This window comes from Veillonella denticariosi JCM 15641, from assembly GCF_002959855.1.
Lineage (GTDB): Bacteria > Bacillota > Negativicutes > Veillonellales > Veillonellaceae > Veillonella > Veillonella denticariosi.
In genome coordinates this window covers 29,299-53,196 of record NZ_PPDB01000007.1, presented here as the reverse complement: position 1 = coordinate 53,196, position 23,898 = coordinate 29,299, and the positions used below count along the sequence as shown (strand labels likewise).

At 42.8% G+C, this 23,898-nt stretch carries 20 protein-coding genes; 2 read left to right on the top strand and 18 right to left on the bottom strand.

The annotated features are described in order from the left end of the window. Positions 1–12: 12 nt before the first annotated feature. The 17 genes from VEHSUH05_RS05735 to VEHSUH05_RS05655 all read right to left on the bottom strand — a co-directional run bounded on the left by VEHSUH05_RS05735 (position 13) and on the right by VEHSUH05_RS05655 (position 17,818). Positions 13–1,566: an LptA/OstA family protein gene (locus VEHSUH05_RS05735; protein WP_038114472.1), complete on the bottom strand. Its 1,554-nt coding sequence runs from the start codon at positions 1,564–1,566 to the stop codon at positions 13–15. 29 nt (positions 1,567–1,595) lie between these two features. Beyond that, positions 1,596–2,723 carry a hypothetical protein gene (locus tag VEHSUH05_RS05730; RefSeq protein ID WP_105091006.1) on the bottom strand — a complete coding sequence of 376 codons (1,128 nt, stop codon included), beginning with the start codon at positions 2,721–2,723 and terminating at the stop codon, positions 1,596–1,598. Between the two features lie 110 nt (positions 2,724–2,833). Further along, a complete protein-coding gene (locus VEHSUH05_RS05725; protein ID WP_038114468.1) occupies positions 2,834–3,280 on the bottom strand; it encodes a hypothetical protein in 447 nt (148 codons plus the stop codon). Between the two features lie 237 nt (positions 3,281–3,517). Next, on the bottom strand, positions 3,518–4,525 hold the full coding sequence (gene hypE / locus VEHSUH05_RS05720) for a hydrogenase expression/formation protein HypE (RefSeq protein WP_038114466.1): 1,008 nt from the start codon (positions 4,523–4,525) through the stop codon (positions 3,518–3,520). A 1-nt stretch (position 4,526) separates the two neighbouring features. Next, positions 4,527–5,645: a hydrogenase formation protein HypD gene (gene hypD, locus VEHSUH05_RS05715; RefSeq protein ID WP_105091005.1), complete on the bottom strand. Its 1,119-nt coding sequence runs from the start codon at positions 5,643–5,645 to the stop codon at positions 4,527–4,529. Next, entirely contained in the window at positions 5,605–5,856 is a 252-nt protein-coding gene (locus VEHSUH05_RS05710; RefSeq protein WP_038114462.1) for a HypC/HybG/HupF family hydrogenase formation chaperone, read from the bottom strand. The genes hypD and VEHSUH05_RS05710 overlap by 41 nt, the downstream gene beginning before the upstream one ends. 109 nt (positions 5,857–5,965) lie before the next feature. Then, positions 5,966–8,257 (bottom strand): carbamoyltransferase HypF, encoded by a 2,292-nt coding sequence (gene hypF, locus VEHSUH05_RS05705; protein WP_105091004.1) that lies wholly within the window; start codon positions 8,255–8,257, stop codon positions 5,966–5,968. Positions 8,258–8,303: 46 nt separating this feature from the next. After that, positions 8,304–9,713 (bottom strand): thioether cross-link-forming SCIFF peptide maturase, encoded by a 1,410-nt coding sequence (scfB, locus tag VEHSUH05_RS05700; protein ID WP_038114458.1) that lies wholly within the window; start codon positions 9,711–9,713, stop codon positions 8,304–8,306. 170 nt (positions 9,714–9,883) lie between these two features. Beyond that, a complete protein-coding gene (scfA, locus tag VEHSUH05_RS05695; RefSeq protein WP_009353042.1) occupies positions 9,884–10,027 on the bottom strand; it encodes a six-cysteine ranthipeptide SCIFF in 144 nt (47 codons plus the stop codon). A 67-nt stretch (positions 10,028–10,094) separates the two neighbouring features. After that, on the bottom strand, positions 10,095–10,832 hold the full coding sequence (locus VEHSUH05_RS05690) for an ECF transporter S component (RefSeq protein WP_105091003.1): 738 nt from the start codon (positions 10,830–10,832) through the stop codon (positions 10,095–10,097). A gap of 49 nt (positions 10,833–10,881) precedes the next feature. Next, positions 10,882–11,724 carry a hypothetical protein gene (locus VEHSUH05_RS05685; protein WP_105091002.1) on the bottom strand — a complete coding sequence of 281 codons (843 nt, stop codon included), beginning with the start codon at positions 11,722–11,724 and terminating at the stop codon, positions 10,882–10,884. Next, a complete protein-coding gene (locus VEHSUH05_RS05680) occupies positions 11,717–12,121 on the bottom strand; it encodes a hypothetical protein (RefSeq protein ID WP_095065666.1) in 405 nt (134 codons plus the stop codon). The genes VEHSUH05_RS05685 and VEHSUH05_RS05680 overlap by 8 nt, the downstream gene beginning before the upstream one ends. A gap of 120 nt (positions 12,122–12,241) precedes the next feature. Next, positions 12,242–14,380, bottom strand: a complete 2,139-nt coding sequence (locus tag VEHSUH05_RS05675) for a heavy metal translocating P-type ATPase (RefSeq protein ID WP_105091001.1) — start codon at positions 14,378–14,380, stop codon at positions 12,242–12,244. A gap of 16 nt (positions 14,381–14,396) precedes the next feature. Beyond that, positions 14,397–14,660, bottom strand: coding sequence for a DUF6110 family protein (locus VEHSUH05_RS05670; RefSeq protein ID WP_038114449.1), 264 nt, complete (start codon positions 14,658–14,660; stop codon positions 14,397–14,399). A gap of 109 nt (positions 14,661–14,769) precedes the next feature. Then, complete coding sequence (locus VEHSUH05_RS05665; protein ID WP_105091000.1) at positions 14,770–14,973, bottom strand: FeoB-associated Cys-rich membrane protein; 204 nt, start codon at positions 14,971–14,973, stop codon at positions 14,770–14,772. Positions 14,974–15,205: 232 nt separating this feature from the next. Continuing rightward, complete coding sequence (gene feoB, locus VEHSUH05_RS05660; RefSeq protein ID WP_105090999.1) at positions 15,206–17,575, bottom strand: ferrous iron transport protein B; 2,370 nt, start codon at positions 17,573–17,575, stop codon at positions 15,206–15,208. A 9-nt stretch (positions 17,576–17,584) separates the two neighbouring features. Beyond that, on the bottom strand, positions 17,585–17,818 hold the full coding sequence (locus VEHSUH05_RS05655; RefSeq protein ID WP_105090998.1) for a FeoA family protein: 234 nt from the start codon (positions 17,816–17,818) through the stop codon (positions 17,585–17,587). A 436-nt stretch (positions 17,819–18,254) separates the two neighbouring features. Here VEHSUH05_RS05655 and VEHSUH05_RS05650 point away from each other — a divergent pair, with 436 nt between their 5' ends. Continuing rightward, positions 18,255–19,553, top strand: coding sequence for a DEAD/DEAH box helicase (locus VEHSUH05_RS05650; protein ID WP_105090997.1), 1,299 nt, complete (start codon positions 18,255–18,257; stop codon positions 19,551–19,553). A 161-nt stretch (positions 19,554–19,714) separates the two neighbouring features. On the opposite strand, the gene VEHSUH05_RS05645 is transcribed toward VEHSUH05_RS05650, so the two are convergent. Beyond that, positions 19,715–22,027, bottom strand: a complete 2,313-nt coding sequence (locus VEHSUH05_RS05645; protein ID WP_105090996.1) for a DNA topoisomerase 3 — start codon at positions 22,025–22,027, stop codon at positions 19,715–19,717. Positions 22,028–22,204: 177 nt separating this feature from the next. Here VEHSUH05_RS05645 and VEHSUH05_RS05640 point away from each other — a divergent pair, with 177 nt between their 5' ends. Continuing rightward, positions 22,205–23,800, top strand: coding sequence for a peptide chain release factor 3 (locus VEHSUH05_RS05640; RefSeq protein ID WP_105090995.1), 1,596 nt, complete (start codon positions 22,205–22,207; stop codon positions 23,798–23,800). Positions 23,801–23,898: the final 98 nt, after the last annotated feature.

The window sequence follows — 23,898 nt, the reverse complement described above, 5'->3', positions numbered from 1 at the left end:
ATTCTCTCCTAATTAAAAATCCTTACCTACAAATTTAATCTTCCATTGGTTATTATTACTCTTCTGAGCATCTTTATATGTCAAATATAAATCAAAGGAATGCAAATCATGATGCCATGTATAATATATGGAATCGACTTCACCACTCATGATATTATTTTTCACACTGACGGAAACGTCATCAAGTCGCGTTAACTTATAACTTGCACCATAGATTAATTCCTTAGGCAACTCCGTCGTATCGAAGCGATATGGAGAGTTATTATAAGTAATATTTCGCTGGTTATAAGATACCCATGCCTGCATGCGATTCCCAATCTTGGTATTGAATCGGGCACCCCAGTACGGCATGCTGCGAATAGATTTATCATAACCGTAGTAATCTCGTTGATACCCGCCGAGGAATCGAAGATCCGCGCCGGACCACAACTTAATCGGGTCATGTGATACCTCTGCATAATACTCTTTATGAGAGCCCTTCACAGAACCTTCCTTCCAATAACCGGCATTAGCACCGCCTCGAACGGTAATAGGAGATTTGCCAATATGATAACTATGAGTATCGATACGCGCCTCACCGATTTTTTCAACCCATACGGTTTCATCATTATATTCATTGGATTCCTTACTATATCCTATGGATGCGGTTCCCCAAGGCAAGTAATGACGATACCCGACCTGCGGTTTAAAGCCCGCCTTTGTATACCACCGGTAATCAATATATACCTCGCCGTTTTTACCGATTGGATAATCCGTATTACCATGAAGGCCAAAGCCATCATCACTGCTGTAAGTAGGTTTTGGAACCAAAGAGAATATACTGAATTTACCTTCTTTATCATGACGTAAAGACTTTGTATATGATGGCAATGAAAAAACTTTGAAGTTTTTAATATAAAAGGTCGGATTTTTAATGACTACTTTATCACCGGGATAAACCTTAATATCTTCCCCCTCGACGCGATAATCTGGTGCATGTTTAAATGCCATCGCATGTTTCGTCGTAACCATGCCTTTTTCCATATGGCCTTCTTGACCATCAAATGTGGCATTTGAACCCTTCACATAATATGGATCATTCCAGCCCATCGCCTGGTCAGCCGTAAAATGGCGATCCTTGGTGCGATATGTCATATTTTGACCCGTAATATCCTTAGTCTTACCGTTATCCTCTAAATATCGATAACCACCTACGGTACGATATTCCGTAGTCTTCGTATTCCCTTCAATACGTGGAGATAACAATGTTTGATTACCTTGAGTCACCACTACGTCACCCTCGGCATAAACATCACCGGTCGAGCCGGTATAAGCCATTTTATTAGCATCGATGCGAGTCGGCAACTGCTCACTAGGCTCAGTAGATTTTGCTTTTTCACCACGACGTACAACACGGATATTACTGTTTTCAGGTGTGGATGCCTTTGCTAGCTCACCGGAATAAGACTGGCCCTCACTATCCAATGTATCTTGATAGACCGGGGTCGAATCCGTAGCGGCCCATACAGGCTGTGCCAAACACACTAAGCATGCAGCAGCCAGCCACTGTACTTTACTTTTCCTCATGGTTACTGGAACTCCTCTTATACAAGTAATTACTGATTACGTTTAACTACAACAATCGGTTGAGAAACATTTTCTGCGCCATCATCGGACTCTTCAATATCTGCCGGTTCTGTAGCTGTTGTATCAACCGTATCTGTCGATACCGCTTCATCATTCATATTATCTACGGAATCATTGCTTTCATCTGTCGTATTAGCCACAGTTACAGCATCGGCCAATTCATTATCGCTATGAGCCAATCCGTCCCCACCGATAACTAGGCCTTGAATTGTAACGGAATCCTGTGGTTGTACATATATGGTCGATCCTGCAGGATAGTCAATATTTTTACCTTTAATGAAAGCACCGCCCACAAGACCTACAGGCCCCAACAAAACGGCACCGGCCACGGAAGCACCGGCCGCTTTGATTTCACTACGGGTTTTCTTCTTCGCTTCCTCACCTTGTACCGCGGTAAATTCCGTACCATCAATAGCAGGAACTGTATCAAACGTAATATCAAGATCTCCATTGCGACCGAAGGAACGCGCCTTCTTCAACGATGTAATCGTACCTGTCCCAACGGTTCCGGCCGGAACGAGTAATACATTTCCATCCATTACATTTTCTGCAACTGTAAAGGAAACGGTATCGCCTTGCTGACTTGTTTTAGAAGAAACCGCATCATTTAAAGTAACTTTGAATACATGATTGCTTGCTAATGTACCGACTTGATTAGTCAACGCTACATTGCTGCCATAAACCTTTGTCTTCAAAGAGATAATGCGTTTTTGAAGTGCTCCACTACCGATACGGCCGTTAACACTGCGCTCCATTTTTTCTACACGATCCACGAGGGAACCTGCAGTAATGCCATTTTGATACGTATACTCCAAAGCATCCATTTCTTCGCGCAACGAAATATTTCTACCGCTACCCTCAACGGAGTCATATAAGGAATCGACGCGCTTGCTCAATGTTGCAGAGTTACCGTTAGAGCCAGTACCATACACGGTTTCATCAAGTTGATTGATACGGTCTACTACGGCACCCTCCTGAACAGAACCATACACAGTCGTTTCCAATACATTAGTCTTTTCCGTTACCGTACCTGGAGCAGCAAAGGCAGTTCCTGAAATCAAGGATGCCATTAAAAGTGTAAGTACTTGCTTCTTCATATAATCCTCCACAAATTTCCAAACAGTTATGCTTGTTATACAACAGAATAAGCACGGGCCTAAGACCGTGCTTATCCCCTGAGTCTAACTAATAATGAGCTCAGCCACCATTAAATTTTCAAATCAATAATTGCCGATACGCCTACACCTTGAACACGAGATGCGCCAACAGGGTTTGTGCTGTCAACAGGTACTAAGCCCTTTACACGAACCATACCGTTGAAACTGCCTTCAACTTGTGCAACAGCTTTAACCTGTTCAACGCTGGATGCAGGACCTGTAACTTGAGCACCGCCGATATACCCTTTTGTACCGATACTGATAATCGGTACAACCTTAGTTGTATATTCCGTACTCAAATTATTCTGTTTCAATAGTTTATTTAAGAAAGAGTCAATTTGTGGACCGAACTTGTTAATAACAATACCGATACCACCAATTTTAGCAGCGCCGCCAAGAATACTGCTAAGGCCACCGGCTTGAGTCGTCAAGATACCCCCAAATGCGGTCGTAGTTAAACAAATACCTAGAACGGCAGTGATAATTTTCTTTTTCATAATAAGCCTCCTAATAGATACTTATATTTTAACAAATTCTATACATAGATTCTAGTGAAAGTATATAACTTACACTTAAAGATAATCAAAATATATAAAATTTGGATGAACGCATTGTGAATTTTACGCAATTGAATTTTGTGACAATTCCACTAAATATATGAAGCTATGGCGCCCATATAGTCAATCAGATCTGAACAAAATGCATTTCCTGAATGATTAATCGGAACTACAGAACTAGCAAATGCGAGGCACTTGATCTTCTCCGAGAAGATCCACCAGTCGCACACCGCCGATGGAGGTCTGCAGGCCTACTTTCCCGATATTTTTATCCAATGTTTTACCGATGAGTACCGCTTCTTTTCCCTCTTCAAATGTATGAAGAATATCAAGAACTCGCTCTGTCACCACCGGCTCAACTAAGAAAACAGCTTTACCTTCATTGGCCAAATATAACGGATCATATCCTAAGATATCGCATACGGACCGAACTTCATCGTGAATCGGTAACGCAGATTCATCAACCTTAATACCAACACCGCTTTGATCCGCAATTTCTTTCAAAACCGTACCGAGTCCCCCCCGTGTAGGGTCCCGAAGCAATGCCACAGAAGGACCTGCTTCCTGCAGTACGGCGTGTACCATATGATTGAGAGGCGCGCAGTCCGTTTTCACCGATTCGGATAGCTCCAGGCCAAATCGCTGTCCCATAACGGCGATGGAGTGGTCCCCTATAGCCCCGGATAAAATAATGTCCATATTCGGTTGAACTCGATGAGGACCAATATCAACATGCTCGGGAATCATGCCGACACCTGCCGTATTAATATAAATTTTATCTACCTCGCCCTTTTTAACGACCTTTGTATCCCCTGTTACGATTTGAACATTCGCAAGATCCGCCATCTCCGCCATGGTCCGCAGAATCTGATCTAATTCATCGAATGGCAGTCCTTCCTCCAGAATAAGACCACAGCTTAAATATTGAGGAACAGCACCGTTCATAGCAAGGTCGTTAACAGTACCGCATACGGCTAATTTCCCGATATTACCGCCCGGGAAAAATAGGGGCTGTACAACATAGGAGTCCGTCGAAAAAGCCATCCGTCCAGATGAGACCGGAAATTGTGCCCCATCATGTAAAGGCGCTAACAGATTGCTTTTAAAGTATTTTAAAATAAATCGTTCCGTCAATTCGTGACTGAACCGCCCGCCATTACCGTGGACTAAACGTACACGTTCCATACTAATCCTCCCAAGTTAATCCGCCACTGGAAAATCCATATTTATACCAGGCGGCACAACTACCTTCCACAGATACCATACACGCCCCCACCGGATGAACGGTAGTACAGCTTTTACCGAACAAAGGACATTCACTCGGCTTAATCAAACCTTGTAAAACGCGACCACACTGACATCCTTTCGGGTCAAGTGACGGTTTTTCCAACACTGTCGGTATGGCTAATTCCGCATCATATGCAGCATACTCGCCCTTTAAAGCTAAACCGGAGTGTGAAATTATTCCGATACCGCGCCATGTATCATCACAAACATCATATACTTCACGCATCATAGCCTGTGCTACGGGATTTCCCTGCTCCATCACAACCGAATGATATGTATTACCTACCATGAACTTCCCTGAGCTGCGCTGTTCCAGGATATTGACTATAGCCGAAAGAATTTCTACGCCATCAAAACCGGCGATACATGATGGAATATGATATTCTTCAGGCAGGAATCGATACGGTTCCTCCCCGATAATAACGCTTACATGCCCCGGCAAAATAAAGCCGTCAATACGGCCTTCCTGTCGATCCAGTAAAGCTCGTAATGCCGGGGGAACTAATTTATGAGATACGAGGAAAAATACATTTTTAATCCCTGCCGCATGAACCGCTTTTACGGTCGCCCCGATAACGGCAATAGTCGTTTCGAACCCGATTGCTAAAAACACGATTTTCTTATCCGGATGGCGCTTACTCAACTCCAACACCTCTAAAGGCGTATAGATAACATGAATATGAGCGCCCTTTGTTTGAGCCTCGCTAAGATTGCTATAGCTGCCGGGCACCTTCAGCATATCCCCGAAGGTAGCGATGATAATATCATCCCGCTCCGCATAGGCTAAAGCCTTATCCATATAAATCTGATCAGTTACACATACTGGACATCCCGGACCGCTCACAAGCTCAATACCTTCGGGCAACAACTGACGAAGACCTTCTCGGAAAATCGATACCGTATGTGTCCCGCACACCTCCATGAGTCTGACGACTTCGCCCGGCTTATGAAGTGCATTAATGCGTTTCAATAATGCATCAGCTGTGTGCTTCTTTTCCTGCAAAGTAAGCTTCTTCAAGTTCCTCTAACTCCTTAAAGGCATCTAATGTTGCTTGTGCCTCTTCTTCATCAACAATCTGTACAGCAAATCCCGCATGTACCAAAAGCCAGTCTCCTACCTTCGCATCAGGTACGAGCAGAAGACTGCAATCCCGTGTAGCCCCCGTTAATTCAACGGTACCGATGGTATCATTTACGGCAACAAGCTGTGCCGGTACGGCTAAGCACATAATACCTCCTCATTGTATCATTTATCATCACTTATTATTATGAATATTCAAACACTTATAAAACATGTCATATACAACAGCTAAGAATATTGTATCACATATAAAATCATTATTTTTTCAATACATGAGCCCCGATCCATAACTGACCCACAGCCAAGCCACCATCATTTGCAGGTACGGATTTATTCATATATAGATTGCCTACATGCCAGGCACGATGTATTTCATGCATGAGTCGACGATTTTGAAAGACTCCGCCCGCAATCGCCGCATTATACAAACCATAACGCTCCATTATATCCGCCGCCACTTCACAGATGCCGATAGCTACGGTTTTATGAAAGGATGCAGCTAAATAGGCACGACGTTCACCACGCACTACTCCGTCCATAATAGCCTGTACAGTCGGAGTGAAGTCCAGGACCTCTCCATCGTAAGCAAAATCAAGAACGGACCCTTTTTCATCACCGCAAAAGGATTCCAAAGCAATAGCGATCTGCGCATCATACGTATGTACCAACCCCAATCCTAACAGAGCCCCTACCGCATCAAAAAGTCGTCCGCAGCTGGAGGATTGTATCATGGTCATAGAATGCATCGCCTTATCAAGAATCCTCCATCCTGTCGGCAACTGCTCTATCCATTCAGCATAAACTGAAGGCACATTGTCACCGTAATACTGACGTATATACCATAAGGCTTGACGCCACGGTTCAGATACCGCTTTTTCGCCGCCGGGCAAAGGCACGGTATTAATGTGAGCCAGCCGTTGATAATCCGCTCCGTTACAGAGGAGAAATTCTCCGCCCCAAACGGTTCCATCCGGGCCGTACCCGGTTCCGTCCATGGCAATTCCCAGTACGACATCGGTTAAATTATACTCCGCCATAACAGAGGCTATGTGACTATGGTGATGCTGTACGGAAATAACAGGAATATGACGGGTTTCACCAATATGACGCCCTAATTGAGATGAAAAAAACTGTGGATGAGAGTCAATAATGACCGCTTCCGGCCGTGTAGAGAACAAATTTTCATATCGCGCAATCGTCCATTCCAAGGTTTCATGAGTCGAAGCCCGTTCCAGATCACCTATATGAGGCCCCAAAAGAATACTTTCACCCTTATTTACAGCGAATGCATTTTTAAGATCGCTGCCCATAGCCAGTAAATTGAAAGCACCTAAATTTTCACAATGGATCGGTTCAGGCACATAGCCTCGACTGCGACGGATAAACTGGAGCTTCTCGCCGATGACGGATACGACGGAATCATCCAAAGGAGCATAGATTTGACGATTGTGAACCAGAAAATAATCCGCTACATTTTGGAGTTCTCTGAAAGCAGCCTCATCTTCATATAAAACGGAATCTCCGCTTCGATTTCCACTGGTCATCACCCATACGGCATCAGATGGTACCAGCACCTCATGAACAGGTGCATAAGGCAGCATAACCCCCAGCAGGTGATTTTGCGGCGCCACATATTCACTCAAATGTATGGCGCTATTAGATTTACGATTCAATAACACAATGGGACGTTCCATTCCGGTCAGAACGGATTTCTCCATTTCATTCATGTGAACCAGCCTCATGGCTGTTTCTATGGAGCCAGCCATTACGGCCAATGGCTTATGGGGACGCTGTTTACGCATACGCAAATGCTGCACCGCTTCATCATTCGTCGCATCGCATACAAGATGATAACCGCCAACACCCTTCAACGCTATAATCTTTCCGGACGCAATAAGAGCACGCACATCATCCCATATATGAGCAGTATCCACCTCCATATGATTCGGTGTATATAAAGTATAGACAGGTCCGCATTTTATACATGCATTAGGCTCAGCATGATAGCGGCGCCCCTCAATATCCTTATATTCAGTCAAACAATCGGGACACATAGGAAATTCTTTCATCGTAGTCCTTTCCCGATCATACGGTAAAGACTCGATAATAGAATATCGCGGCCCGCAATCAGTACAGTTAATAAAAGGATACTGTATGCGTCGAGGATCACTATGCAGTTCCCTGAGACAGTTCTCGCAAGGTGAAGTATCGGCACTGATAAAGGTTGTGCCCGGATCACCTAATGGTGATTGACGTACCTCAAACTCCATAGATTCGTATATAAGAGGTAATTTTGTAATGACAAAATTAGTAATCCGGCATAGTCGCGGTTTATGTTGATCAATAGCATCCACAAAAGACTGCAAATCTGCCGTCGCCCCCTGAATTTCCACATATACACCATGACTGTCATTATATACAAATCCGCTCAACTGTAAGGAATGGGCCCACATAGAAACAAGGGGTCGGAATCCGACCCCTTGAACAATACCGGTATAGCGAATCCCCCAACGCTCCATAGTTTGACTATGATTAGTATCTTTTTTCATACAAACACCTCTACTATGGATGGAACATCCCCAGTCATATGTAAGATTAACCTAGTGCAACAGGAATACTGCCATCAATGCCCGCCTGTTCTAATTCAGCTTGAATCATGATAGCACACTCAATACGTTTTTTCTGCAATCGGCAACCAAATTCATAAGGGGTTTCCAAATCTCCGCCTAACGTAATATTATTCGCATGACATCCGCCTGAGCAGAAGAATTTAGCCCAGCATTCCGCACATGTAGGTTTAGAAAATACATGCGTATTACGGAAGGCCTTAGGAATCTCAGTATTTTGCAATCCATCAAATACATTGCCCAATACATAGCCATCCTTGCCGACAAATTGATGACATGGATAAATATCTCCATTCGGTACAACAGCCATATATTCATGACCCGCACCACAACCTCGTAAACGTTTCGCCATGCATGGACCACGGTACAGGTCCATACGGAAATGGAAGAAATTAAACTTTTCACCCCAGCCGTCCAGTTGACGCTGCAAATAAAGATCCGCTAACTTTTCATATTCCGCCTCAAGAGCCGGCCAGTCCTCTTCACGCAATACGTAATCCCCGTCCTCTCCGACTACAGGCTCCATAGATAAATGTTCAAACCCTAAATCGGACATGGCCATTACATCCTTGGTAAAGTCGAGATTTTTATGCGTATATGTGCCACGCACATAATACTCAAGACCATGACGTTGTTTTACGGCGTTGACGAGATTCTTCGCGATAAACTTGTAAGACTCCGCACCGCTACCGGCTACAGGGCGCATTGCATTATGTACGGACTCACGACCGTCCAACGATAAAACGAGACTCATCTTATGTTCGTTCACATAGTCAATTTTATCCTGTGTTAAAAGCATCCCGTTTGTAGTCAATGTGAGCTTGAAAATCTTATTGTGCTGTTTTTGAACGGATTCAATGTATTCAACGGTTTGTCTCACTACATCCCAATTCAACAAAGGTTCACCGCCAAAGAAGTCGATTTCACAATGTTGACGAGACCCGCTCATTTTAATGAGAAAGTCAACGGCGCGCTTTGCCACATCAAAACTCATTAACTCACGTTTTACGCCACCGTAATCACCTTGACTGGCAAAACAATATTTACATGCCAAGTTGCAATCATGCGCAATATTGAGACATAAAGCCTTTACAATAGGTTTTTCACCTACTACAAGTTTAAATTCCTTGCTCATAGGCGCAAATAACTGTTCGTTCGCAATCAGTTCATCTAACTCGTCCATAATTTCGTCGAGCTCCGTTGCATCCTCTTGGCTATCCATCGCCGCATGCACCGCATCCCGGTTAGTGCCATTATATATGTCAAGAACTCGATCGATGAGTTCGTCGATAACGTGAATAATACCGCTGTTTACGTCTAGACAGTAATAATTCCCCTTCATCCGAAACTTATGGATCATTGGTTGTAATTCTAACATGGTACCTCCAAATTTTATGTATGGGAAAGCGCTAATCTATATAGAACTTTCTAGATAATTGTACCATATTTCTTCGGTAAAGCTATAAAAATAGTCATAAAGATATACTATAGCAACTATGTATTTCAAACATACGAAAAAGAAAAAGGCCCGCTATGCGAGCCTTTTCATTATTTTTGTTTGCAAACTTGGTTACCTACCGTGCAGCTTGTTTTGCAAGCGGATTGGCAAGATGTTTGACATTCCCCACAACCGCCGGTTTTAGCAGTTTTCTGTAAAGATTCAGTGTTGATTGTACGAATACGTTTAGACATGATTCTCCTCCTCAGTACTTATCAGATGATATTTATTCTACCATATTTATAAAAAGCCTGTAAAATACTATTTTGTTATGTTTTCTTGTACAACAGTCTCAGTATTCACATCATCAGCTTTTACCTTTTTAGGTGTATCCTTGCGCAACATCTTACGTAGCGCCAATGCAACAGGTGTTACAATAACCCCCGCAAAGATTGCCTCCGGAATACCATGCGTAACTGATAAAACCACAATGGTTCCGAGTACTTGATCCGGACTAAGGTTCATCTTGAAAGCAAACATATCCGCATATAGCAGAAAAATCAAGCCCATTACCATAATCGTATGGAACACGGTTCCCATAAATGCAGCAACGATGATACGCGGACCTTGAGGGGCCTTCCATAATAGAAGATATACCAAGTATGCCAATACAGGGAAAATAACACGGGGCAAGACGGAAACAATAGGATTAAAAAATAAAGGAGATAAGATATTCGGGGCCGTAATATTCTGCCACAAACTATAGCAGCCGAAAATAAGCCCCACAAAAGCACCGACCTTCGGTCCTTCCACGATGGCCCCGATCAAAGTTGGAACATGTAATGTTGTCACATTAAGAGGTCCCAACGGAATAATTCCATAACCGGAAAGGCCTAATGCTATTGTGATACCCGCTAACAGACCGATAATGGTCAATTCACGAATAGTGATGCCCTTCTTTTTCGGTTTAACTTGTTTTGTCTCCTCACTAGACAATTTCGGATTGTCCGAGATTGATACAGTTGAGTTATCATCTACTGGACGTTCATTGTTGTTCATACATCCTCCTTCGCTCTCATTCCTGACGGATATGAGTCGAAACTAGAAATTAAATACGCTCACGACGACGTGAAAGAATACCTCGTTCCACCAACGCACCGATTATTACGGATACCGCTATGATTCCGGCTTCCAGAAGGGCCGGAGTTATGAATACGAGCGGATTTCCCTGATATGTCGGGAAAACGGTAGGAACTATGGATAGAATAAATGGCGGAACATATCCACCATACAGAATATGTCCGTTCATCGCCAACCATAAGGCAGCGGTGACGACAATACGTAACAGGCGAACGCCTTTATAATCAATATGTCTCGGATATAAGTAAAATACGAATACCAACATGGTCATCAACAGCAATACTAACTCAGCGAAAACAATATTGATATTCATGGATGGTGCATACAGGTAATATACCATAGGATCCTGTAAGTCGATATATAGAATGGAACCTATGTACAAGAATGGAATAGGAATGATGTATAACACAATATCGATTACATCATCTATCATCCCCCAGCGACGAGGACGGGCAAAAATTTTTGTCAATAATAAACCTATTAACTCAATGAGGACCTGTATAATAAAATATACGATGAACAGTACGAATACTTTCACCAATCCGTTTTCAATTTGAAAGCCAAACGGTGTATGCAGCAGTGAAAACACAGACCACCACGCCCAACTGTATGTATGATATCCCATGTGAAGAGGGAAATCATCATTAAACTTAGCATTCTTGAGCCGTCTCATCAACAACGGTATCACTAAAGACAGAACGGGAAATACCAGAATCGGAGCCGCTAATACCTTACTCGATGTCAGTACAACAGTAACAGCACTGACAAAAAGCGCCGCAATACACGTAAATATCCAAAAGTTCTTATTCATGACGGCCTCCTATAATACGCGATAATCCGTAAGCAATACATAGACTTACCGTAACACCTGCATACATGACTATCAGAAAAGCCACATCACGCCCCGCAGTCGGCCATCCCCAGAGCATAGATAAATCGACATTCAGAAAAATTCCTTTATAGATTACGGTATGCACGACAATCCAGCTCACCACATAAGCGATGCGATTGATATATCGTCCATCACCGAAGGTACTCGTTTTATAGGATAAATAAGCCCACGGTATAACAAGTGATAATAATAAGTACCATACAAGTGCCACCGTAGCACTGGACCCATTATGAATCATGTACGCAATCAGGGGTAGCACTACGATGAACAAATTCATATAGACTGATCGTTTGCAAATATCTAACAATGTATTCATATAGTTCTCCTACCATAAGTAATCTCTTGCTATTGTACAATAATCGGGCCCAAATGTCATCATAAAAGAAAAACTCCCGCATGAGACGGACCCCATATCCGCCCCGTACGGGAGTTAATATTACGCTACCACCGTATCAGCCGTAACATCAATTGTTTCGGTATCTGACTGTAATTCTTCTTTTTTCAACAATGGTGTCATGCTTTCAAGGCCTACACCTAGAGTAAACAAATTATGTAACCATGCCGCTTGTCCCGGAGGCAATGCACCAACTACACCGCCTAAAACAAGAGCACCGTTGAAACCTACAATGCCGTTATAATTGGCTTTAATACGTTTCATTAGCGCTAAGGAAATGCGGCGTAAGTCAACCAGCGCCTGTAAGTGATCGGAAGAAATTGTAACATTTGCAATTTTTTGAGCAATTGGAGCCCCTTCATTCATCGCAATGCCGACATGAGCTTCTGAAATCGCAGGAGAATCATTAATACCGTCCCCTACCATCATTACAGTGTAGCCTTCCTCTTTGGCCTGTCTTACATAGGTCGCCTTATCTTCAGGCAAGACTTCCGCATGGACTTCGTCGATGCCGATTTCCGCAGCTACGCGTTTAGCGTTGCGTTTTGAATCGCCCGTCATCATAACGACCTTCTTAACGCCGAGCTTATGTAAATCCGCTACAACCTGTTTAGCTTCTTCACGCACAGGATCCTTGATACAGATAACCGCCGCCAATGTACCGCCTATCGCTAAGTACAAATGCGATGATGTATCCGGCAAATTATCAAATTTTTCCTGTTCATCTGCAGGAATCTTTGTTTTTTCATCATCAAAGATATAATGAGCACTGCCGATGCGTACGCGGTAACGACCGACTTTGGAGGCGATACCGTGAGCAACGACGTATTCTACATCGGAATGCATTTCCTTATGAGGCAATGCATGATCTTTTGCAGCACGTACAACTGCTTTTGCCATAGAATGAGGAAAATGTTCCTCAATACACGCCGCCAATTTCAACATTTCATCCGGATCTTGTCCATTAAACGGGATGATTTGTTCAAATTCAGGTTCCGCTTTTGTAAGAGTACCTGTTTTGTCGAATACTATCATATCCGCTTGTGCGATCTGTTCTAAGAATTTACCGCCTTTTACGGTAATCCCGAGTTTTGCCGCTTCCTGCATCGCTGAAAGCACAGCCAACGGGATGGAAAGCTTCAACGCACAGGAGAAGTCAACCATGACAAAGGATAAGGCCTTCATCACATTACGAGTCAACAAATATGTCAAGCCTGCACCAATAAAGCTGATAGGAACTAATTTATCCGCCATGCGGTAAGCCTGTTGTTCCATACCGGATTTCATCTGTTCGGATTCTTCGATGAGACTTACGATTTTTTCATATCGGGATGATTTAGATGTGCTGCGCACTTCAATAACAGCTTTGCCTTCCTCTACAACGGTACCCGCATATACGGAGGTTTCCTCATCACGACGAACAGCCTCAGGCTCACCTGTCATAGAGCTTTCATTAACAAGAATAACACCGTCCACAACGACGCCATCCAAAGGAATGACTTCACCTTGACGAACGATAATTTTATCGCCCGCAACGATATCGTTAACGCTCTTGCTAACTTCGACACCATCTGTCAAAACCCATACCTTATCTACATTCAGAGACATGCTTTGAGCAAGATTCAATACAGATTTACGATGTGTCCACTCTTCTAAGATGTCACCGATCCCTAGCAAGTACATAACCATACTTGCGGTAGGATAGTCTTTTTGTAACAGTGCCGCACCGATAGCGACACCGTCAAGAACCTCTACGGTCAACTTGCGTTGCCATAATGTTTTAATCGCTTTACCGATAAATTTAAGACCGTCAAACCACGCCCATGCCGCTGCAACAGGAGCCGGTAAAACAGCTTTTTTACCTAAGTATAGAGCCGTTTTATTCAGCATCATCTCACGGTATTTTTTATTCACCAATCGTGGCGAATACTCGCTCAAGGCAGGTGCTTCGGACAAATCCAAATCGCGTAGACCCAGTACTGCCTCACGAACGGCCGATTCGTCACCATTATGTTTAATGGCAACTTGACTGCTTCGTGTATAGAACGTTACATCTACAACTGCATCATTCAATAACAGAGTATCCTCAATATAAGCCGCTTCAGTTTCCGTAAAGCGATGACCTGTTATCTTCACATGCAAGCGATTTCTGAGTTTTCGTACTACAGAAAATTGTAACATATGCGTCATCCTTTAATTATTTTTCATCTTCTTCAAAAATTTCTTCGTTGCGAGCTTCGTTGATTTCTTGAGCTTCAGCCAATACATCGGATGCGGATGCTTGAACCTTTTCAGCAGTTTCCAATACGGATTCTTTAGCGCGAAGACCGGCTGCTACGATACCGGCATATACCTTTTTAGCGTCTTTAGAAGTTAATACTTTTAAACCTACAGTACCCAATGCAAGGCCTGCTGCAAATAAATTAGCGTTTCTTAAATTATTTCTTCTGAATCTGAACATGATTATGATCCTTTCCTATTAACTTTGTTAAAATATAAAAATTATATATGAAAAGAGGAGCCTGTTATAGAGACCCCTCTTTCATTACCATGAAAATCGTTATAAAAGCTTACTTATCTGTGCGCTTGATCCCCAATGCTTTATTGGACCCGTCACAACTGCAACCGCCGCCACAACAGGAAGATTTACCGGACGATTCGGATGAACCGCCGCCACAGCCACAGCCGCCTTGTCCGGACATTTGTTTATAAATCTTATTGCCCAAATAAGCCAATGCTAATATAACTATGAGCCCTATAATCAGAGTATCCATAATACTACCTTCTTTCTCAATATCAATAATTTTTCAATATTCATTCATCGATAAATAAGATAAAAGCAATACTTTCGGATATTTCTCTTTTCTCATTATCATTTAACCATGAATATTGATAATTATCAAGTACTAATTTCAGAATTCTTATAATTAAACTGCAATTTTCAATTTAATATAATCATAGGCCTCTGAAGAATGGTTATTCCATAGTAAACAACGGCATCTTATATTAATAACCTAATGCACGTCCTACATTATAGAAAATGAAACATGCAATCCATGCAAAAATATTTTCATAGAAAAACATGAAAAGCATCCATTTCCAGGAGCCTGTTTCACGTTTGATAACCGCCAATGCCGCAATACATGGTGGATAGATTAAAACAAACAGCATCAGTGTCAACGCAATCAGCGGTGTAAAATGTTGATCATTTTGTATATATGTGGTCAGAGCTTCCGGATGATCCGTATCGCCACCTACCGCATAGATTGTCCCCAATGTGGAGACAACGACTTCTTTCGCCGCTAAACCAGCTACAAGAGCTACGCCGATTTTCCAGTCGAAGCCCAATGGCTCGAGAACCGGATTAATGGCTTTACCGAACATAGCTGCATAAGATTGCTCCAATTTCTCAGATGCCTGATCTTCGTCAAGTTTTTGATTTTCTTCATCTAAGTTGGCACTGTTTTTGTACATAGCCCAAGCAGCCGGGAATAATTCTTTATTATCATCTTTAATACTATTAAATAGCTCAGGAGCTTCAGAATCATCTTCAACGGCAATTTCAGGTGCATCTTCTTCTGCTTCTTCAGCCGCGCTGTTAGCCTCTTCTACTGTAGATTTCATTTCTTCTACAATTTTATCAACCGCGTCCTTTTGATCATCTGTTGTAATGCCAAATTGTTGTAATGTTTGTGCATCCTTCATTTCATAAGTCTGCACTACTTGTTCATGCATCGCATCGTAATCTTTGGAATATTCCACATCCATAGGATAAGAAGTGATGAACCATACCAAAATGGATGCAGCCAAAATAAATGTGCCGGCCTTCTTTAAATATAAGATAGCACGTTCATACATATGCATAAGCGTAGCTTTCACTGTCGGCATATGATATGGAGGCAATTCCATAACAAACGGTTCCGCTTCCCCGGAAAATAGATACTTACGGAAAATCTTAGCAAAAATTACACCCAAAATAATACCTGCAAAATAAATGCAGAATAAAATCGTCCCCGCCATTTCAGGACTAAAGAATGCGGCCGCAAATAATGTATACACAGGAAGTCGTGCAGAGCATGTCATAAACGGTGTAATCAGAATCGTTACCATTCGATCCTTGTAGTTATCAAGGATACGTGCGCCCATAACGGAAGGTACGGAACAGCCGAAGCCTAACAATAACGGAATAAACGATTTACCATGTAAACCACAGGCACGCATGACACGGTCGATAACGAATGCTGCACGTGCCATATAACCGGTATCTTCCAAGAAAGAAATACCTAGGAATAACAATAGAATCAAAGGTACGAAGGATAATACGGCACCTACACCGGCGATGATACCGTCAGAAATAAGCGATTGTAACTGTCCTTCCGGTACAACCGTAACAACCCATTGCTGTAATGCGGTGAATCCGTCCTCAATCCACCCCTGAGGAATAGCGCCTACAGTATTGACGATATTAAATAGTAACCACATTACCAATAAGAAAATCGGTAAACCGAGCACGCGATGTGTCAAAATTTTGTCGTATCGGTCGGAACGTGTTTCCAATTGTGTCGGAGCTTGCGTCAACGATTTATTATATACGTCTACCGCAAAACGATGTCGATATTCCTGGAATACGACATCAAGATCAACCTGGTCCTTGATTTCTTCGCGAATGGCTTTTGCCTTTTCAATAACTGATTCCGTGTTATCGAAGCGCATTACCTTGCCAATAACGTCGGCATCCTTTTCCAATAATTTGATAGCAATCCAACGTAATGGATATGTAACAGTACCCGTTTTTTTGAGTTCTGCTACAAGCTCAGCAATTTTAGATTCTAATAATTCGCCATAATTAATCTGTACACCCGGTGCAGTACGGGTAGCTGCAACATCGATAGTGGCCTGCAATAATTCTTTCGTACCAATATTTGTACGCCCTACAGTACTAACGATGGTTGCCCCTGTCAATTCGGACATTTTCTTGATATCGTATTTAATGCCCATATCTTCTGCAACGTCAGTCATATTTAGAGCGATAACCATTGGTTTTTCAAGTTCCAACAATTGCGCCGCCAAATAAAGATTACGCTCCAAATTAGATGCATCAAGAACATTGACGATTACATCGGGGTCATCATTGACGATAACATTACGCGCAACCAACTCATCCATGGAACGGGCAGTCAAACTATACGTTCCGGGCAAGTCAACAAACATCAATTCCTGACCATTAAAGCTCGTATGGCCTTCTTTTTTTTCTACCGTAACACCCGGGTAGTTCCCCACGTGTTGTTTTGCCCCTGTGATATTATTAAAGATCGTAGTCTTACCACAGTTCGGATTACCCGCTAAGGCAATGCGAATTCTCCCATTATCTGCCATTTGGACCTCCTATTGAACCTCTACATCAATCATACCCGCTTCATTTATGCGAAGTGCTAGTTCAAAGTTTTTCACTTTGATTTCTACGGGATCGCCCAATGGGGCAAATTTCATAACATGAATCTTTGTACCATGTACAAGACCCATATCGATGAGACGATGTTTTACATTACCGCTGCCATGTAGTGCAGAAATAACGCCAGATTCACCGACCTTCATGTCCTTCAGCTTTTTGATAGCCATACGACACCTCCTAATTATTGTACCTAACAACCTCATATTAATCACATATGATAATAAATGCGTATTAATATCCTAAATAATTATATCATTCTAAAGATTAATTTCAACAATTATTATCAATTTTATAATTAATTTCTAATATACATTGATAACAATTTATCATAAATAATATGATATTAATTTTAATTTCATACTATTAAGCACAGGTGAAGTCAATCAATTTATGGCGTTTATGAGACTACTAAACAATCGACTAATTGAGTTTTACTGTTATAATTCATAAAGAAAAACTTTTGTAAATTCTCATTTATTTGTTTATAATCTTTTTAACTATTGATTTTCACTAGATTTATATTCTCAATATGATGCGTAATTTGCTCGTATTTAAGATATTAAGGTATAATTACTATAATATTTATGATAGAAAGGACGATATATGAAATCTTTCAAATCCCTAGGCGTCTGTGATGAACTGATCACGGCACTACAGAAACAAGGTATAAAAGAACCTACTCCCATCCAAGAACAATCGATTCCTATCGTCTTCAAAGGCAATGACATCATTGCAAAAGCTCAAACAGGTACAGGTAAAACATTAGCGTTTCTATTGCCGATTTTGCAACGTGTCCACACAGACATACATCAGGAGCAAGTTCTAATTATCGCACCGACAAGAGAGCTGGTAAAACAACTCTCCGATGAAGCTAAATTAATAGGTTCTGTGTTAAACGTGGATATTCTCCCACTCATCGGCGGCAAAACCATCGAGAGTCAATTACAACAGCTCGGCAGACGTCCACAAGTTATCTTAGGTACACCTGGTCGTCTATTGGACCACGCTAATCGAGGATCTCTCCATCTAAACTCCGTCCGTCGTATCGTATTGGATGAAGCGGATCAAATGTTACACATGGGGTTCTTACCGGATATAGAAAAGCTAATCGGAGAAACCGACGCAAACCGTCAACTGCTGCTCTTCTCCGCTACCATTCCGGATAAAATCAGAAACTTAGCTAAAGCATACATGTCAAAACCCGTATCGGTAACGGCAGAAGGTAAACATATTACATTAGATGCCATCGACCAGCGAGTGTATATGATGAATCCAGAAGAGAAAACAAACCGTCTCATTCAGATGATTGAACAGGACAATCCTTTTTTAGCGATTGTCTTCTGTAATAAACGGGAAGGCGCTGTTCGCCTTTCATATGAATTAACCGCTGCGGGTCTTAATATCGCTGAAATGCACGGTGATTTAACACAAGGACGACGCACTCAAATTTTGAGAGACTTCGCAAAAGCAAAAACACAAATTCTGGTCGCAACGGATATAGCCGCACGCGGCATTGATATCGAAGGGATTACCCATGTATACAATTACGATGTACCGCACGATGTGGACTACTATATCCACCGTATCGGCCGTACCGGTCGCGCCGGAAATTCCGGCATAGCCGTTACCTTTGCTACACCACAAGATGAACCTTGGTTGCGCCGTATCGAACGAGCTATTCAGGCAACCCTTACCAAATATACTAAAGACGGGCAGATTAAAACTAAAGGAAATGCCGGAGTCGCACCTAAACGAGGTAAAACTGTAGCAAAACCTAAAATTACCAGCACCTACCAGTCTACAAAAGCAAAAGCACACAAAGCTAGAGGTCATAAGGGTTCTAACACGCGACAACGGCGTACGTCTAGCAGTCAAACAGGACGTCGCGGCAAACGAAGATAAACCCTTTTATATAACACAAAAGCGCGTACAGCTGAGCTGCACGCGCTTTGTTTATTATTCTATTTAAATAAAACTAAATAACAAGAACATGTAATGTTAAATATCTTTTATATAAAAAGATGCCAACTAAATGTAGACCATCAAAATATTAACTATTGATATTATTTATTAGCATATACACTGGGCACTCCATGCACATCAGAACACTGTGTCCTACATTCCGACCGATTGCTGCATACCCAATTTATGCGACCACCGTTTTCCTGCTTTACAAAGTATCCTTTCTGACAACGAGGACATTTATAAACCCTACTCTCCTCAGGTACATCAATATTCATATCCTGTTCGGCCTGATTGCCTCCCACCGGTTGCGTGTAACGACATTCCGGATAGTTGGTGCATCCCAGGAATGCCCCGAATTTACCGTTCTTTCGCTGTAAATGACCCTTTTTGCACAAAGGACAGATCGGCAATTTAGATATATCCGTTGAGCTGTTATCCAAAGGCCTCTTTCGATTTTGATTCGATATGGTCCGCACCACATTAGGCATCATTTGTCCAGAAGAGACCTGTTTATCAAATCCCAGCTTATCAATCAAATGCTGTAAAAATTTAATTTGATCCGCAAGAAAAGAGTCTAATGTATCTTCACCATCACTCATGAGGGATAACCGTTCTTCCCACACAGCTGTTTCGTCAGGGTAAAGCAATTCGTCAGGCAGCGCATCCACCAAGAGATACCCCGTTTCCGTCGGGGACAGAACCTGTTTTTTCCCCGATGTCTTCATAAAGCCGCGACTGATGAGCTCATCGATAATATTCGCCCTCGTCGCTTCTGTACCGATACCGGACACAGCCTTTAACTGCTTCTTTAAATCTTCATTCTTAACAAATTTATGGATCTCTTTCATCGCCTGTAACAGCGTAGACGGCGTAAAGCGAGATGGCGGTTTCGTCTGCTTCGCATCAATGGTCGAATCCGTGTATTGAACCGTATCGTTTTTCTTTACAGCCGGCAAATGATCCGCCTCTTCAACAGCATCCTTTTTCGGCGAAGCCTCCGCGCCGCTTTCATCAGTCAGATCCGGCTCATCGCTATTATCTGAGGATGATTTTGATTTCTGCCGTTTATAAAGACCCTTCCATCCTTCTTCAATGACAACGCGACCATTGGCAACAAACTCTTCCTTGCATTGCTCCACCGTAATTTTTGTTTGCTCATACACATGTTCTCCATAGAACTGCGCTAAATAAGCTTGACTGATAAGAAAATAAATATTTCGTTCTTCCTCGGATAGAGTCGTTACATTACACGCCACCGTCGTAGGAATAATCGCATGATGGGCCGTAATCTTTTTTTCATTCCATGCACGGCTCCTGATATTACAATCCGCGCCACTCGCCCATTTCGATAGTTTCTCATCTCCCGAGCTTTCTAAATTCTTGAGGATTGCTATACGATCTCCATATTGATTGGGCGGTAAATATTCACAATCCGACCGGGGATACGTGGTCAATTTCTTTTCGTACAGCTTCTGCGCCGTATCGAGTACTGTCTGCGGATCATAAAAAAAAGCCTTTCCCGCCAATACCTGTAATGATGACAAGGACAGGGGCAACCGTTGTACATCTTTCTTCTTCGACTTTGTAACGGACTTGACAACACCTTCCGGACCGGCCTGAAGACGATTAATCAGTTCATCCGCTACAGCCTTATTGATAAGGCGCCCATCGGGATCAAGTCCCTTCTGTTCATCCGTCGGCTGCCATGTCGCCCAAAATATACCGTTCGGATGGGTGTATAAAATTTTGACCGTAAAATAATCAATCGGCTTAAATGCGGCCAATTCCCGTTCCCGTCGAACCACAAGGGCCAATGTAGGCGTTTTGACACGACCGATAGGCAAGGTTACTTTATGCCCCTTATACCGCTCCGACAAGGTATACGCACGAGATAAATTCATACCGATCAGCCAGTCCGCACGGGCACGGGCAAGGGCCGATTGATATAGATTGTGAAAGTCCTTATTATCACGCAAATCATTCAATGCGGCTTTGACTGATTTTTCATCCAGCGCATTTAATAAGATACGCTGTACCGGCTTTGTATTTCCTACAAAATACAGGACCTCATCAACGAGTAGCTGACCTTCTCGATCCGGGTCACCTGCATTGACAATGATATCGGCTTTCCCGATCAATTCTTTTACCGTCTCGAACTGTTGCCGACTGCTGTCGGTGATTAGCAGCTTCCATTCCTTCGGAACGATGGGTAAATCCTGAGGGCGCCAGCGAATATATTTTTCATCATAATCACCCGGTTCGGCCTGATGCAGTACATGTCCCACAACCCACGTAACCACATCATCACCTTGAATGAAATAACCGTTGCGTTTCTGTATATTTTTATTTTCCGGCAGGCATTTACTGATTTCCCGTGCCATCGACGGCTTTTCCGCAATAAATAACCGCATGGGCCCCTCCTTAACATCAATTTACGGCATAGTTTGATACCGTTCTAAGAAATTTAATTATACTACAATTTAATAGTCATAACTACCAAAATCATGTATAATTTTAAAGATGTGAAAGATATGAATATCCTCATTTAAAAGAAAAAAGCTTTCACAAACATAAAATAGAGGTGAACCATGACATTTTTAGAAGAAGTGCAACGACGTCGCACGTTTGCTATCATATCTCACCCGGATGCGGGTAAAACTACACTGACAGAAAAATTACTGTTATACGGCGGTGCTATCCATCTAGCCGGTTCCGTAAAATCCAGAAAGACCGCCAAGCATGCCGTGTCCGACTGGATGGAAATCGAAAAACAGCGCGGTATCTCCGTAACGAGTTCCGTATTACAATTCGACTACGACGGCTGTCGCGTCAACATCCTCGATACACCCGGTCACCAGGACTTTTCGGAGGATACGTATCGCACATTAATGGCCGCCGACAGTGCAGTCATGCTCATCGACGTGGCAAAAGGCGTCGAAGCGCAAACAAAGAAACTATTTGCCGTATCTAAAGAACGCGGTATTCCAATTTTTACATTCGTCAATAAGATTGACCATTTCGGACGTAACCCGTTTGACCTGATGGAGGAGATTGAAAACGTTCTCGGCATTCGCACCTGTCCTATGAACTGGCCCATCGGCATCAACGGTGAGTACAAGGGCGTATATGACAGAGAACATGAAACGATCGAGCTCTTCGCCAAGGACGAAACACATGGGCAGGAGAAATTAGCCTCTGAAAAAGGCGCTCTCGATGATCCGCGTATGAAAGAATTATTGGGCACTGAGGTATATCAGGCCCTCCTCGATGATATTGAACTGCTCGATGTAGCCGGCGATCCGTTTGATTTTGATAAAGTTCGCGCCGGCGAACTGACGCCGATGTTCTTCGGATCCGCCATGACAAATTTCGGGGTTAAGCCGTTCTTGGAAAAATTCTTGGAACTCGCCCCATCTCCGGCTCCACGTGAAGCCATCGAAGAAACGGTACAGCCAACGAGCGAAGACTTCTCCGCCTTGGTATTCAAAATCCAGGCTAACATGGATCCAAATCACCATGACCGCATCGTATTTATGCGTATCTGCTCCGGCCAATTTGAAAAAGGCATGTCCGTATTACATCGCCAGTCTAACAAAACCATTCGCCTATCACAACCGCAGCAATTCCTCGCTACTGAGCGAACCATCGTGGAGAATGCGTACCCGGGCGATATCATCGGTGTATTTGATGCGGGAACCATGGGGGTCGGTGATACTCTATGTACACCGAAGCACAAGGTAACCTTTGGTGACTTTCCCGTATTCCCACCGGAATTCTTTGCCCGTGTATCTCCGAAGGATACGATGAAACGTAAACAGTTCCAAAAAGGGATGACACAACTTGCTCAAGAAGGTGCCGTTCAAATCTTCGAACAGCCGGGTGCTCTTGACTCCTTCGTTGTCGGTGCCGTAGGTATGCTTCAATTTGAAGTATTGGAATACCGACTTAAAAATGAATACGGTGTAGATCTTTTAAATCATACATTACCGTACAGCGTAGCCCGCTGGATTGACGGCGATGTAGATATCGCCACCTTAAAAGGTGTAGACAATGCGATGATTGTGAAAGACAATCGCGACCGTACCGTAGTGCTCATCTCCAACGAATGGCAGATGGGCTGGGTTCAGGAACGTAATCCCGACGTAGTATTTTTAACGACACCCAAATTACATAATGAGGTATAACACCTTACTCGGAATACACGAGGATATGCAATTCTAAATACTACCTCTATCGTGAAAGCTATAATCACGGAATACGTATACGTTTATAACAGAACGTA

Excerpts from the sequence above, each read along its gene's own strand:
- VEHSUH05_RS05645 (WP_105090996.1), bottom strand. The coding sequence starts at position 22,027 with ATGCGGTTATTTATTGCGGAAAAGCCGTCGATGGCACGGGAAATCAGT.
- VEHSUH05_RS05690 (WP_105091003.1), bottom strand. The coding sequence starts at position 10,832 with ATGAACAACAATGAACGTCCAGTAGATGATAACTCAACTGTATCAATC.
- VEHSUH05_RS05665 (WP_105091000.1), bottom strand. The coding sequence starts at position 14,973 with ATGGATACTCTGATTATAGGGCTCATAGTTATATTAGCATTGGCTTAT.
- scfA (WP_009353042.1), bottom strand. The coding sequence starts at position 10,027 with ATGTCTAAACGTATTCGTACAATCAACACTGAATCTTTACAGAAAACT.
- VEHSUH05_RS05725 (WP_038114468.1), bottom strand. The coding sequence starts at position 3,280 with ATGAAAAAGAAAATTATCACTGCCGTTCTAGGTATTTGTTTAACTACG.
- feoB (WP_105090999.1), bottom strand. The coding sequence starts at position 17,575 with ATGGCAGATAATGGGAGAATTCGCATTGCCTTAGCGGGTAATCCGAAC.
- VEHSUH05_RS05640 (WP_105090995.1), top strand. The coding sequence starts at position 22,205 with ATGACATTTTTAGAAGAAGTGCAACGACGTCGCACGTTTGCTATCATA.
- VEHSUH05_RS05650 (WP_105090997.1), top strand. The coding sequence starts at position 18,255 with ATGAAATCTTTCAAATCCCTAGGCGTCTGTGATGAACTGATCACGGCA.
- hypE (WP_038114466.1), bottom strand. The coding sequence starts at position 4,525 with ATGGAACGTGTACGTTTAGTCCACGGTAATGGCGGGCGGTTCAGTCAC.
- VEHSUH05_RS05655 (WP_105090998.1), bottom strand. The coding sequence starts at position 17,818 with ATGGCTATCAAAAAGCTGAAGGACATGAAGGTCGGTGAATCTGGCGTT.
- VEHSUH05_RS05675 (WP_105091001.1), bottom strand. The coding sequence starts at position 14,380 with ATGTTACAATTTTCTGTAGTACGAAAACTCAGAAATCGCTTGCATGTG.
- VEHSUH05_RS05730 (WP_105091006.1), bottom strand. The coding sequence starts at position 2,723 with ATGAAGAAGCAAGTACTTACACTTTTAATGGCATCCTTGATTTCAGGA.
- hypF (WP_105091004.1), bottom strand. The coding sequence starts at position 8,257 with ATGAAAAAAGATACTAATCATAGTCAAACTATGGAGCGTTGGGGGATT.
- scfB (WP_038114458.1), bottom strand. The coding sequence starts at position 9,713 with ATGTTAGAATTACAACCAATGATCCATAAGTTTCGGATGAAGGGGAAT.
- VEHSUH05_RS05735 (WP_038114472.1), bottom strand. The coding sequence starts at position 1,566 with ATGAGGAAAAGTAAAGTACAGTGGCTGGCTGCTGCATGCTTAGTGTGT.
- VEHSUH05_RS05685 (WP_105091002.1), bottom strand. The coding sequence starts at position 11,724 with ATGAATAAGAACTTTTGGATATTTACGTGTATTGCGGCGCTTTTTGTC.
- VEHSUH05_RS05680 (WP_095065666.1), bottom strand. The coding sequence starts at position 12,121 with ATGAATACATTGTTAGATATTTGCAAACGATCAGTCTATATGAATTTG.
- VEHSUH05_RS05710 (WP_038114462.1), bottom strand. The coding sequence starts at position 5,856 with ATGTGCTTAGCCGTACCGGCACAGCTTGTTGCCGTAAATGATACCATC.
- VEHSUH05_RS05670 (WP_038114449.1), bottom strand. The coding sequence starts at position 14,660 with ATGTTCAGATTCAGAAGAAATAATTTAAGAAACGCTAATTTATTTGCA.